The organism is Bacillus sp. FSL K6-3431 (assembly GCF_038002605.1).
GTDB lineage: Bacteria > Bacillota > Bacilli > Bacillales > Bacillaceae_C > Lederbergia.
Genome location: NZ_JBBOCT010000001.1, coordinates 1,803,274 through 1,816,254 on the forward strand (window position 1 = coordinate 1,803,274; position 12,981 = coordinate 1,816,254).

Annotated in this window: 17 protein-coding genes; 7 read left to right on the forward strand and 10 right to left on the reverse strand. The window is 36.7% G+C overall.

All coding sequences use genetic code 11. The annotated features are described in order from the left end of the window. Window positions 1-133 precede the first annotated feature (133 nt). The 3 genes from MHB53_RS09230 to MHB53_RS09240 all read left to right on the forward strand — a co-directional run bounded on the left by MHB53_RS09230 (window position 134) and on the right by MHB53_RS09240 (window position 1,705). Entirely contained in the window at window positions 134-1,114 is a 981-nt protein-coding gene (locus MHB53_RS09230) for a metal-dependent hydrolase (RefSeq protein WP_340917457.1), read from the forward strand. Window positions 1,115-1,358: 244 nt separating this feature from the next. After that, window positions 1,359-1,529: a small, acid-soluble spore protein K gene (locus MHB53_RS09235; protein WP_340917459.1), complete on the forward strand. Its 171-nt coding sequence runs from the start codon at window positions 1,359-1,361 to the stop codon at window positions 1,527-1,529. A gap of 14 nt (window positions 1,530-1,543) precedes the next feature. After that, window positions 1,544-1,705, forward strand: coding sequence for a YpzG family protein (locus tag MHB53_RS09240; RefSeq protein ID WP_340917462.1), 162 nt, complete (start codon window positions 1,544-1,546; stop codon window positions 1,703-1,705). 119 nt (window positions 1,706-1,824) lie between these two features. Here MHB53_RS09240 and MHB53_RS09245 read toward each other — a convergent pair whose 3' ends face one another. Then, a complete protein-coding gene (locus MHB53_RS09245) occupies window positions 1,825-2,154 on the reverse strand; it encodes a YfhH family protein (protein ID WP_340917464.1) in 330 nt (109 codons plus the stop codon). Window positions 2,155-2,159: 5 nt separating this feature from the next. Further along, window positions 2,160-2,957, reverse strand: a complete 798-nt coding sequence (gene recX / locus MHB53_RS09250) for a recombination regulator RecX (RefSeq protein ID WP_340917466.1) — start codon at window positions 2,955-2,957, stop codon at window positions 2,160-2,162. A gap of 112 nt (window positions 2,958-3,069) precedes the next feature. On the opposite strand from recX, the gene MHB53_RS09255 reads away from it, so the two are divergent. From MHB53_RS09255 to MHB53_RS09270, 4 genes are all read left to right on the forward strand, one after another. Then, complete coding sequence (locus tag MHB53_RS09255; protein ID WP_340917468.1) at window positions 3,070-3,279, forward strand: YfhE family protein; 210 nt, start codon at window positions 3,070-3,072, stop codon at window positions 3,277-3,279. Then, the gene (locus tag MHB53_RS09260) at window positions 3,245-3,409 is read left to right on the forward strand and encodes a YfhD family protein (RefSeq protein ID WP_340917470.1); all 165 of its coding nucleotides are present in this window, start codon (window positions 3,245-3,247) and stop codon (window positions 3,407-3,409) included. Before MHB53_RS09255 ends, MHB53_RS09260 begins: the two co-directional genes overlap by 35 nt. A gap of 482 nt (window positions 3,410-3,891) precedes the next feature. Then, window positions 3,892-4,170, forward strand: a complete 279-nt coding sequence (locus MHB53_RS09265; RefSeq protein WP_340917472.1) for an ArsR/SmtB family transcription factor — start codon at window positions 3,892-3,894, stop codon at window positions 4,168-4,170. A 101-nt stretch (window positions 4,171-4,271) separates the two neighbouring features. Next, window positions 4,272-4,655, forward strand: coding sequence for a VOC family protein (locus MHB53_RS09270; RefSeq protein ID WP_340917475.1), 384 nt, complete (start codon window positions 4,272-4,274; stop codon window positions 4,653-4,655). Between the two features lie 451 nt (window positions 4,656-5,106). Here the strand turns inward: MHB53_RS09270 and MHB53_RS09275 are convergent, their stop codons facing one another. The 8 genes from MHB53_RS09275 to MHB53_RS09310 form a co-directional block, all read right to left on the reverse strand. Next, window positions 5,107-5,889: a phosphotransferase family protein gene (locus MHB53_RS09275; protein WP_340917477.1), complete on the reverse strand. Its 783-nt coding sequence runs from the start codon at window positions 5,887-5,889 to the stop codon at window positions 5,107-5,109. 200 nt (window positions 5,890-6,089) lie between these two features. Further along, window positions 6,090-7,052 (reverse strand): diacylglycerol/lipid kinase family protein, encoded by a 963-nt coding sequence (locus MHB53_RS09280; protein ID WP_340924572.1) that lies wholly within the window; start codon window positions 7,050-7,052, stop codon window positions 6,090-6,092. Then, window positions 7,045-8,022, reverse strand: coding sequence for an NERD domain-containing protein (locus MHB53_RS09285; RefSeq protein WP_340917479.1), 978 nt, complete (start codon window positions 8,020-8,022; stop codon window positions 7,045-7,047). Before MHB53_RS09285 ends, MHB53_RS09280 begins: the two co-directional genes overlap by 8 nt. Window positions 8,023-8,044: 22 nt before the next feature. Continuing rightward, the gene (gene thpR, locus MHB53_RS09290; RefSeq protein WP_340917481.1) at window positions 8,045-8,584 is read right to left on the reverse strand and encodes an RNA 2',3'-cyclic phosphodiesterase; all 540 of its coding nucleotides are present in this window, start codon (window positions 8,582-8,584) and stop codon (window positions 8,045-8,047) included. Between the two features lie 154 nt (window positions 8,585-8,738). Continuing rightward, the gene (dat, locus tag MHB53_RS09295) at window positions 8,739-9,584 is read right to left on the reverse strand and encodes a D-amino-acid transaminase (RefSeq protein WP_340917483.1); all 846 of its coding nucleotides are present in this window, start codon (window positions 9,582-9,584) and stop codon (window positions 8,739-8,741) included. Between the two features lie 27 nt (window positions 9,585-9,611). Continuing rightward, on the reverse strand, window positions 9,612-11,033 hold the full coding sequence (gene pepV / locus MHB53_RS09300) for a dipeptidase PepV (RefSeq protein WP_340917486.1): 1,422 nt from the start codon (window positions 11,031-11,033) through the stop codon (window positions 9,612-9,614). A 60-nt stretch (window positions 11,034-11,093) separates the two neighbouring features. Further along, window positions 11,094-12,272, reverse strand: coding sequence for an ABC transporter permease (locus tag MHB53_RS09305; RefSeq protein WP_340917488.1), 1,179 nt, complete (start codon window positions 12,270-12,272; stop codon window positions 11,094-11,096). Continuing rightward, on the reverse strand, window positions 12,265-12,969 hold the full coding sequence (locus tag MHB53_RS09310; protein ID WP_340917490.1) for an ABC transporter ATP-binding protein: 705 nt from the start codon (window positions 12,967-12,969) through the stop codon (window positions 12,265-12,267). The genes MHB53_RS09305 and MHB53_RS09310 overlap by 8 nt, the downstream gene beginning before the upstream one ends. Window positions 12,970-12,981: the final 12 nt, after the last annotated feature.

The window sequence follows — 12,981 nt, forward strand, 5'->3', positions numbered from 1 at the left end:
ATGTTATTCCTTTATTGTTTTAGGGAATAATTAATAATAAGAAATTATAATTGCTTTTTATAATTCTTTAAAATATGATTGTTTGGAATACAATTATAGAAATACCGATATCCCTTCCTGGAGGAGGATTAGTTTGGATACAGCCACACATGTTGTTATGGGAATCGCTATCGGCGGTTTAGCTACATTAGACCCAGTAGTAGCCGAAAATGCTGTAAATACGCAAAGCGTTCTAGTTGCCGCGATAATCGGGTCTCAAATACCGGATATAGATACGTTTTTAAAATTAAGAAACAATGCAGTTTATATACGTAATCATAGAGGCATCACGCACTCTATACCAGCAGTTCTGCTTTGGCCTCTTATTGTGACCGCGCTTGTAACAATGTTTTATCCAGAATCCAATTTACTACATTTATGGTTATGGTCATTTTTAGCAGTATTTTTACATGTGTTTGTCGATATTTTCAACGCCTATGGTACACAAGCTCTGCGGCCATTTTCAGCAAAATGGGTGGCCCTTGGTACGATTAATACATTCGATCCAATAATTTTTGGGCTACATATCCTCGGAATTATCCTTTGGATAGTCGGAACACCGCCAGGTTATACCTTTGTCGTAATGTATATAGTAATTATCTTTTATTATATACTGAGATTTATTATGCAGAGAACAGTCCGATCAGCAGTGTTAAAAACAATTCCTGATGCAAATGAAATTATCATTGCTCCAACAATGCGATTTAATCAGTGGCGGCTAGCGATTATTTCTAATAATTATTTCTATGTAGGTCGAGCTTTTAAACGGTCAATTACTATCTTTGATAAATTTCATCGTGTTCCAGTCCCAGACTCCTCCATTATCGTTGCTGCAAGAGCAGATAAAAACATTTCAGCATTTTTATCATTTTCCCCCATCTATCGTTGGGAAATTACTGAGTTTGATGGTTACTACGAAGTGCGTTTTATTGATTTAAGATATAGGAGTAATGGACATTACCCGTTTGTTGCAATCGTTCAACTCGACTTGAATTTAGAAATGATCACGTCATATACTGGTTGGATCTTCAGTGAAGAAAAGCTTAGAAAAAAACTCAATATAGTCACTGATTAATAAATGTTACATCCCATCAATTTACATCTGGTGGGATGCTTTTTAATGTGCATGATTCTCATTATCTAACATATTGTATATGTTAATCATTTATCTCGATCATTCTTTCTTTAGTGTTTAAGCCGTTTCAGCTTGCTGAAACGAGTTCACTGACTTTTTGAACTTCCTCTATTAATAAAATCAGTCGATTACAACCATAATAAGATATGCGGATAAAACATCCGCACTAAAGGAGGCTGTCTTGATGCGTAATAAAGCAAAGGGTTTTCCATATGGCAACGACAATAAGTTCGAAGGAGAGCCACGTGCAAAAGCAGAATTTGCATCTAAACGCGCAAACGGCACTACTAACACAGCCCCACAAGAAAGAATGCGTGCTTCAGGTGCCAGAGAAGATGGCAATCATAATCGATAAGGAGGAAAACACATATGGCTAACAACGAGAATTCTCATTTAAATCGTCAGTTAACTCCTTTTAACCGAGCATGGTTTTCACCGAAAAATATGGACTCGCAAGTAAATGGACATACGCAACTAACTCAGGATGACATCATTAGGCAAAGAGCTGCAGTTACAAAGTACAAAAAGTAATAAGAAATGCATAAAGCATTGACACAGCGCATTATTGCTGTGTCTTTTTTATAAAGATCTTTCTTTAGGGTTTTAAGACTCCCACCTGATTCTACGATGTTTCAGCTTGCTGAAACGAGTTACTTTAATACAGAGATAGGTAACGCTTCTTGTTTACCATTTCCATTTAATCGGTATCCCCATGCAAAAACGCCGTTCATATAATCAATTTTAAAATAAACCCCCGGATCACCATCAACTGCATAAATTTCACCTGGTTTGAAATCCACCGGATCCAGCAAGTATGCCTTTGCCATCAGGGCTTTTCTTTCCAAAACTGCAAACTCGTTAACAATTCCGAGTTGTTCCGCCTTTCGTGCTTTCTCTTTTACTTGGGCAATTTCTTGTTTTAATTCTGATTCTGTCATTTGACTGTATCTTTTTTCTTTTTTTTCCAATTCCGCGTCCATCTTATCTACTCCATTTCTTTTTCTTGCAGAAATCGATCAATCATCTCAATCGCAAAACCTTTGCGGAACAAAACTTGCTTCATTTTTTGTTTGTACTCATAACCAGAAAAGCTTTTATATTTTCGATGTGCTTTTTCGCCTTGTGCTTGCATTGCTTCCCACTCTGCATCATCCTCTTTTTCAAATTCAACTTCTTCCATCGCAATAGAAATAATGTCTGAAGAAAAACCTTTGGTCATTAAATATTGTTGGATTTTCTGCTTGAGCGATCTTTCAGATAAGCTACTGTTTTGTTTCGCTACTTTATTACCGAGCTGAATGGCATGATCTATTTGCTGCTCGCCATCATATTTACTTAATGCTTCTTCGATATAATGACCTGCAATGCCTTTCTGTTTTAATTCTTGCTTAATCGTACCAGGTCCTTTTTTCCCACCGTTTACTTGGGTACGGACATAAGCAGAAGCAAATGCAAGATCATCTATATATTGCCGGTCGTTTAATTTCAATAATACTGCATGGATGACAGGCTCTTCCCACTCTTTTTTCTTTAAATGAGAGCGAATTTCTGATTCCGACCTCATTCGAAATGATAAATAGTTGATCGAAGCATTAAATGCTTTTCTGATTTCATCTTCATATTGAATTTGTGTTATTTCTAGTTCTGTTAATTCTTTTCCTTTTTGAAGCTGAAATCGCATCAATACTTCTTCATCTACGCCAAAGGCGAATTTTTCATCCAAAAAAATGTTATATCGGTCACTCGTATTTTTTTGTGTAGAGATTTTTGTAATAGTTGACATGTTCATCTTCCTTTGTGAAGACATAATGTTTCTATTTTATCATAAAAACACCTGTGTATGTTTTTGAATCCATTGGGTCAAAATGAAAGGAAAGATGAAGGGATGGTAATCGATGAGTAAACGTAAAGATTCAGATACTAAAAGTACTTTGACAACAACTCAGGAAGTACTTTATTCCAGCGAATTTAAACGCGCGGATAAAGCCGGTGGTTACACCCAGGATAATGCCGAAGAAAATAACTTGCCAATTACAAAATATGAAATTAACTTCAAAGGAGGTTTTTACTATGGAACGCGAAGATCAACAAAAAACAAGCGATAAGAACAAACACAAGTTTTCGCAGAAAAAATCAGATGGTTTGGATGTAGAATTTTCAGAAGAACTTGCCGACAATAACGACAAACAGGCAATGGCACGATCAAAAGCTGCTGATAATCGAGCAAGGAAGTGAACTCGTTTCAGGTGGGAATCTCCACCCCACCTGATTGGTAAATCCCGACTACTGTTGATTTTTTAAATGAAGTTTGATAATTAAAAACAAAGTTTAATAAAACCCTAACTTAGGGTTTTTCTTTTGAACCTTTAACTTCAGCTGTATTGTTCAATTAAAGGGCCATTTAATGTAGTAACACTTCTTATGAGATGGATATCTAAATTGTATGAGATTGTAAAGAGTTGTAATTAAACTAACTGGAGTTGAATAAGAAACGTGTTAAAAATAAAAAAACATACAAGGTGCTTATAAATTTAACTAGTGTTTTGATCCAAGGAGGATTAATGCACTTTTTTTAGATACAGTTTAAATTTATAATGGTTCAAACCACTATTATGTGACTTTAACTTGTTAAAATTGTATGGTACGGATCCTTTGTCTCGCAACCATACAGTTACTTATACTCGACAAGCAACCGTAGAGTTGCTTATACTCGATATATGAATTGGGACAAAGAAGCTATATTCAAAGCACTTGGCGATTCGACTCGGCGGCTTATATTAGACGAACTTTCCGAACGCAACGAGCTGACGTTGTATGAACTTACGGTAGGCCTCATTATGAAGCATGACCTTTCCATTTCGCGACAGGCGATAGCTAAACATCTTTCTGCATTGGAAGATGCAGGGCTCGTAAAATCAAAACGAAAGGGAAAATATCGAGTACTAATATTCAACAACGAACCACTTAAAAATTTGTTGAAAGGATGGATACAGTAATTTTTCAAAAAAACTTCTGACGAATGGATAGATTTTTCTGCTTGAAGCTAGATTGTTAGCAGAGTACCATTCGTCACAATATCAAAGGAGGCAAAAACATTATGAAAATCATTGTTACCAGTATCTTCGTTCAAGATCAAGACAAGGCATTGGAGTTTTATACAGAAACGCTAGGCTTTGCAAAAAAGCATGACGTTCCCGTCGGAGAATTTAGGTGGATAGCCCTTGTATCTCCCGATGATCAAGACGGTACCGAGCTTTTGCTCGAACCGAATAACCATCCGGCTGCCAAAGAGTATCAAGAGGAGATATCTGCCGAAGGCATCCCAGCAACAATGTTTGGCGTTGCAGATGTTCGCGAAGAATACAAACGATTAATCAAACACGGAGTGAAGTTTACTATAGAGCCGACAGAAATGGGCGAAGTCACATTGGCTGTCTTCGATGATACATGCGGCAACCTTATTCAGATTGTGCAAAAGTAACTTTATGTCGAAATAACTATTTCTAAACGACTTTTTTATAGGTTTTAAGTTAGGTGAAGTGTATTTTATCAAAAATTAAACATGTATAACCCTGTCCTAGTTTTAGGACGGGGTTATACATGTTTAAGGTATAAAATTAAATAAATTGTTATCATTCTACGATAGAAATGTAATATTGTGAATTAGTTCATTTAAACTCTAAAGGGTGCTTTCCTTTATTAAGAACTTCAGCAAACGGCGGGATTGTGGAACAACCTAGACAGAAAATAATCAAACTTTATCTCAAATCTACAACTACGCTTCACTTAGATGTGGAGTTTTAAACCCTAAAGAAGGATTCAGATAAATAAGAAATGCAGAAGCACCTTGGGTTTGAATTTCAAAAAACAACGAGAGGTGTTAAATGCTCTCGTTGTTTTTTGATTGTCACTGTACCATTGCGGACCCGCATTCACTTAGCTAAAATAAGCTTAGACAAATAATCTAGCCAATGCTGCATTTCTTCATATCTTTCTTTACTCTTATGCCATTGGATTGATGATAACGTATCAGCTACCACATACCATTTCATACGCAGTTCTAAACTTGGTGATAGTTCTCTGCCATACATCCTTAACCACTGATGCCATTTATCGCGGGGAATGTACCAATATAACAATAAACCGAGATCTAAGGCGGGATCAGCAATCATCGCCCCATCCCAATCAATTAAATAAAGATCATCCGTATCTGTTAATAACCAGTTGTTATGATTTACATCACCATGACAAACGGACCATTCATCACAAGTAATCTTTTCTATTTCTTTTTTCAAAAAAGAAAGTGATGATTGAACAACCCTGTTAGACTTGAATTCGTCGTCCAAACTAGCGTTTACTTCCTCAAACATAGTAGCAGGAATAGTAGGGGATTTACCCATTCTTTCTAACATTTTCAGTAATGGTAAAGATTCATGGATCTTTTTTAGTAATTCAGCCGCTCTCTCTTCTGTCATATCTTTTGGTTTAAATTCTCGGCCATCTAAACATTGCTGAGCAGTGATTACATCACCGTTTTCCATTCGTTTCGTCCATATTAATTTTGGAACAATTCCTTCCGCTGATAAAACTGCAAGAAAAGGAGATGAATTCCGCTTCAAAAACAACTTTTCTTGATCATTAGTTGCGAAAAAAGCTTCTCCTGTCGCTCCGCCAGCAGGGATGATCTCCCATTCCTGCCCAAATAAATGTTTCACCGTTATTCACCTTCATTATGTCAACGGAGACAGCACTCCGAATCGTCATCTTAAAAGAAGAAAAGACAGCTATTGATACAGATAAATAACAATAGCTATCCTTCGTTAAATTTTATCGTTAATCGACTTTTTTCGTCAAGTATGTTTTGACATTATTATTGTTTTATTTGAAAAAAACATGCAAAAACTGTTACATATTCTTAGTTACACTTGGCATCTTGAATTAATTTCCATTTCTTCGAACAAACCTTAATATGTAAAGGTGTTTCACCAATATATTCGCCATCTGCATGACTCGTCATAGGTCGATCAAAGTTTATTTTAATATTGGTCCCTTTATATGTTGCTACTTCTTTAAAATTCAAATGCTTTCCTTTAAAAACACTTATAAAAACTAATAATAATTTCCATTTTGGTAATTGATATACAACAATAATACTAAGCTCGCCATCTTGCGGCTGAGCACTTGGAGCAATTTGCATACCCCCACCGTAATACGGCTGATTAGATACAGTGACAAACCACGTTTTATCAAGAGTAATTCTTTGATGATCGACGAAAAGTTCAAGTGTATCTGGTCGATAGCGAAATACTTCTGTTATTAAATATAGAGCATAAATCACATTTCCAAGTGATAAATAGTTCAACCACTTTTTAATAGGTGATTTATTTGCCTTCTTTGCAATAACAGCATCGAAGCCCGCTCCTATACTATTTACAAAATAACCATCTTGCCCATCTTCTCCTTGATAGAAACCAATATCAAACTGACTTGCTTCTTTATTCATAAGTCTAAGAATTAAATCTATACAAGCTTCCGGCTTTACTGGAAGTTCATACCCTCTGGCAAAATCATTTCCAGAACCAGTTGGAACATAACCAAAGCTAATATGTTGATGGGAAACTGCCCCATTTAACACCTCATGAATAGTACCATCACCACCCACTGCAATTATAACAAGTGGATCATTCGTACTTTCTGCAACTTTCTTGGCAAGTATAGTTGCATGACCTTTTGCTTCAGTAAAATATACAATATGAGGAATTTTATCTAATTTCCTCTCGATATTATACCAAATTTTTTGGCTAAAGCCATTTTTCGCTACTGGATTTACAATAAATATTAATTTTTTCAATGTTTCATAAGGTTCAGCCCTATCCACTCTCAATCTCACGATTCCAATCAGGACGTCGAAAAGAAGTCGTCTGGCAATATTCGAGCAGGGCTTTAGCAGCACGGATCTGCATCATTTTCAGAGGGGATCCAGAAGTCCTTTGTTTTTGAAACCAATCTTCGTATGAACGTTTATCAAGCATGATTAAATCTCCAGGTGCATCGGGATAATCCAAATAACCATTGCGAGATATAACCGCTTTTCGAATCGGTAAGTCCACTTCGTATAAAGAAAAAAGCTGTTTAATAATTTTTTCCGTTCTTGAAGCTGATATACCGGGATTTAATACTTTCGTTTCTCTACCACCAGATCTTTGTATCCAAAAATGATCTGGCGAACCTGTATATGCGGCATTTTCCTCTAATTCAATAAATGCACAGCACCAGATCTCAGTTGGAGTAAGTAAAAGCGCCTCAGCCTCAACTGGAGCCTTTTTCAGCAAAAATATCGGTTCATATAGAAGAAAATACGAATCAGGAAATCTTTGCAGGAAATGTTGTAACCTCTCATCATGCTTATATTTCGAATCAACAAATGATTTTTCTGTTATCGTAGAGCTAGCCCAATTAATTTGAAAGCGTAAGAGTTGATCAAGAAAAGCTTGTTTTAATTCCATTTCTGTTTTTGCTTGTAGCGGTAATGTATAGGACAGTTCAAATTGACCTTCTTCACTATCACCGTTTGGAATTGGCGTTTTTATTTCTTCTTCATCAGATAATTCTAGCAAGTCTTTTTTTAGCAAGCCTTTCATTTTCTCTATGAAGCTTTGTTTGGTTCTAGTCTCCTTATCACTGATGTCATATATAGTGTTATCAGGTGTAGGAACAGTCCCGTCTTCCCAAGCCACCTTTAACTTTTCCCATTGTTGTTTTTTCAAACGAACAAACTGTGTAGGATAACGGGATAAATCATTTTCATAACGGGAGACATAGTCTTGTAGTTTAATCAGTTGTGCCACAGTATATGACCTTCCTTTAGATTCAAGCTTGTAACTTGAATGATTGTACTTTTTCATACTTAGGGGTATTTTTTGGATTGGTTCGAAATAACGCGACTTCTGTCGCCTTAAATTTCATATCATGGGAATTAGTTTCGAGAAGAAACTCATTAGCACCTATCCATTTTCGTGCTAATGTAATATGTGATTTAAATGGTTTCTCATCAAGTTTAAACTTCGCATGAATACAAGCTTGATAAACACGTTTTTGGACATCGATGAGTGAATCAGCCTCTTTTGTTCCCATCCATAAAATCCTTGGAGCTTTAGCTGGACCAAAAATGCCTATTGTACCTAATTCAAGAAAAAATGTAGAAGTATTTTTTATTGCTTTTTCACTTAATTTGATTGCTTCTTGAAGCTGAGGTTCATCTGCATGTCCGAGAAATGCAAGCGTAATATGGTAGTCTTCGAGATGCACCCAATTTTTAAACGGAAAACGGGCTTGGAGTTCTTCATTTATTTGCTTTAATCTCTGTTTCACTTCATTTGGTAATACCAATGCAAAAAAATAATGGGACATTTTTAATATACTCCTTTAGTATTATAGTCCTTTGTGTGAATGATTGCTATCCTTATTATAATACCCAAAGATTTATAAAAAAAAGCTTTAGTAGGGGAATTATTTATCCCTACTAAAGCTGGATATACCGAATTTATTGAATAGATGCTTTATCTTAATTAAATACACCAATTTTTTCACATAATAATGCCTGTAGCTTCCTCGTTAACATACCAGGTTGGCCATTGCCAACTACCTCTCCATCTATTCGTATTACCGGCATTACCTCAGATGTAGTGCTAGATACAAATACTTCATCAGCAGCGAATAATTCATCCACACTGAATGCCTCTTCTAAAAATGGAATGTTATTGTCCTTACACAGACTTGCGATCACTTGCCTAGTAATACCATTTAATATGAGGTTTGTCGCAGGGTGCGTTTTAACCGTACCATTCTTCACAATATAGGCATTTGAAGCAGAACCTTCTGTGACCGTCCCATCGCGATGAAGAATCGATTCGTAACATCCTTGCTCAGTTGCATGTTGTTTCGCAAGTAAATTCGGTAATAAATTCAAGCTTTTAATATCGCAGCGTAACCAGCGGATATCATCAGCAACGATTGCACCCACACCATCTTGTAATGCGGATTCTGGTCTCTCAACTACTTTCGTATATGCCGTCAGTACAGGTTTGACATCAGTTCCTGGGAAAATATGATTTCTCATCGCTACTCCCCTCGTAATTTGCATGTATACTGATCCGTTATTTACGCCATTTCCTTTCATTAATTGTTCAAGTAAATCGAGCAACCCCGATTTTTCAAACGGGATAACGATTTTAATTTTTTCTGCACTACTAAAAAAACGATCCAAATGCTCATTCACTGTAAATAACTTTCCACCGTAAATTCGAATTACTTCATAGACTCCGTCACCGAATTGATAGCCACGATCTTCGATATCTATTTTTGCATTCTCTTTGTCAATGATTTGATCATTTAATAATATTTTTTCCATATTCACCATCCCTTATTTGTACTTTTTCTATTTTAAGCGAGCAAGCTCATAAATGGCCTGAGCGTAAATAGCTGTTGCACGAAATAAATCTTCTAATTCCATATATTCGTCTTTTTGATGGGCTACATCCGGTTTTCCCGGAAAGAGTGCGCCAAATGCGACACCTGACTTTAAAGAGCGTGCATAAGTTCCACCACCAATAGATAAAAGCTCTGCTTTACTATTCGTTTGTTGCTCATATACAGATTGTAGCGTTCGAATAAGCTCGTCATCTTTTGGGACATGATGTGGTGCGGAATCTTTTATTGCCTCGATGAAAAAACCTTGTTTCCCTGCTTTTTCCGTAATGGTTTGCATTCCATCCTCCAAGTTAAAAGTAACAGGATAGCGCATATTCAAGCCAAACCGGCCTCCATCTGCTTCATTATAAGACATAACCCCTACATTAATAGTTAATTCACCCGTAATTTCATCTTGATACTGTACTCCCAAATTCCGGCCACGAGAATCTCCGAAAAAAAATTGAATTGCAGCTCTAACAAATTCGTTTCCGTTTTGATCAAGATCAAAGGTAGATAGGAAGTTCGCTAAAAGGAGACCAGCATTTTTTCCTTTGTCAGGCTCCATTCCGTGTGCAGATATACCTTCAAGCTCGATAATTAAGTAGCCACTATCGACAGAATATTTACCTGTTAATCCTTGTGTCTTTATAAAGTCATTAAAATGTTGCATAAATTCCGTATGATCTTTACTTACATCCAGAATAGCCTTAGCATAATCTGGGACCATATTGACACGCCGACCAGCTTCAAAAGCTAGCAACGTGATACTCGCATGATTCTTTTCTACATCATCTACTTTTTGTACAAGATCAAAATTTACAATTCCCTTTTCTGCATTAATAATTGGAAAATCAGCATCAGGTGCAAATCCCATTTCTGGCATTTCTTCTTCCTGAAAATAATGGTCAACACAGCGCCAATCACTTTCTTCGTCTGTTCCGATGATCATACGCACTCGTTTTTCAAGTGGTAATTCTAGCTCTTGGACAATTTTCATCGCATAATAAGCAGCCAATGTCGGCCCTTTATCATCAATTGCCCCGCGCGCATAAATTTTACCTTCTTTGATTTCTCCACCGTATGGATCGACAGACCAACCATCACCTTCGGGGACAACGTCCACATGGCATAACACCCCAATTAATCCATCGCCATTCCCCATTTCAATATGGCCGGCGACATTCCCTACATTTTTAGCTGTAAAACCATCCTTTGTGCCAAGTTCTAGCAGATAATCAAGTGCTTTTCTTACTTCCATTCCAAGCGGTGCTTCATCTGTACCATTTTCGTCGTCAAGTACACTTTTAATTTTTAATAAGCCTTGCAAATCTGCAATCAAATCTGCTTTTCTTTTTTCTACTTCTGCATTCCAATCAATGTTAGCCATAATCGTAACCACCTTTGACTAATAATCTTACTATTTTCTATTGTACCTCTTTTACAGCATTCAGAAAAAGAGAAAAAGATTGCGAAACCAAATTCTAATGATAAAAGTACAAGCAATAATGAAGGTGAAGGGAATGGATAGTGCTATTGTCACCACCTTTTTCCCGTGAAAATAGCCGTCATCTTCTGCATACTTTTTCGTAAATGGATGGTCAACGATTACTTTATGCCACACACTACTAATCCAACTAAGCAAAAATATATAGCCAATACATACCAAACTAATTTTCAACCACATTGGTGGAAGAACTGCGATAGCAGCCGTTGTTACCCCGACAATTTTAAAATAACCAAGAATATATTCTATATTTCTTGTCGTTGCTTTTATAAATAATTCTAAAAAACCTTTCGCAGGTGTTCTCTTCTTAAATATCCGATTGGATTTTGAATAGAGTCGTGGAACTTTTCTCGTCGATGCAGGTTTAGGCATTTTCTCTATATCCATAGACATACCAAAAATCAAGTTCATATGTTTAGTTTTTTCCAGCTCGTCAATCGCAAGGTCTTGTTCGAAGGTTCTAACTGTCGTGAAGCGTTTCTTTATGAATATGAATGATATAATCATATTCAAAATAATGATGCCCACCATGCCAAAGATATATCCATTGAAAAATGCTTGATAACTTACAACCCAAATGATAATTGCAATGATAAACATTGGCAAACTATTTAGCAGATGCCTCCATCCTCTTATATGAATATTCATCCTACCTTTCACAGCCATAAGAAGCCACTTCAATGAGACCCAGAGAAAAGCAAACAGAATGAGACTCGCTTTACTCATATAAAAATGATTCAACCAAAATGGGGCGATCACAATAGCTAAGGCCGCTGCAATCAATAATTCTATTATGTAGGAATAGATAATACCGCCTTGTTTCAATCCTAATAGTAAGCGTTCGTTTTTCATTAGAAATATACCGTCTGCCTCTCTTACATATGTGTGAAAATGTCCACTCCATAACATAAAAAAGAATAAGATAAACAATAGTTCATAAGGTATGCCTTCGAACCACCCGGGTATGTCATGCCACCATGAACGGTAAATTGCTCCTCCGATTACTATAGATGGAATGACAAGATAAAGCATGACGGTCCAATCAACCACCGCTTTGAAGAGACCATATTGGAATTTCCAATTTTGACGAAGCCTTGCGAACAACAAAGACTGACTATTCATCCAAGTCACCTTCACCAGAAATACATGAATATAAGCTACCATCTTCCGCCCCGCATACAGCTAACACCTCAGGTAATGTCCCAGTGGCCTTCATCGTGCCATTTTCAATAATGACGAATGAATCACATATCCGTTGTGCCGTATCCAAAATATGTGTGCACATTAATATTCCTGTTCCTTTATTTCGCTCTTCTTCGAGCATATGAAGGAGAAGTCTTGTTGATCCCGGATCAAGTCCCATAAAAGGCTCGTCAATAATTAGTAAGTCCGGTTTCGTAAATAAAGCGAGCGCTGTCATTCCTTTTTGCTGCATCCCTTTTGAAAAAGTACCTGGGAATTCATGGAGCCGTTCTAACAACCGAAACTTTTTTAAGAGTTCCTTTGCATACAGTAAGCTCATTTCCCCTAGCTCCTCCACGGCTGCAACAAATTCAAAATGTTCCCATAGTGTCAACTCTTGATAAAATATAGGTCTTTCAGGTATGTATGAATAGGTACTTGCAGGTTTTCTATTTATCCTACCATCGACAAAAGATAATTGACCAAGAATCGCTTTAATCGTAGTACTTTTCCCAGCTCCATTTGGGCCAATCATGCCAACAAGCTCAGAGGAATCGATTGAAAACTTCACATCAGACACTGCTGATTTATCTGACACATAACCTGCGTTTTTTAAATGAACTTCAAGTAAAGTCAATAATTCTCACCC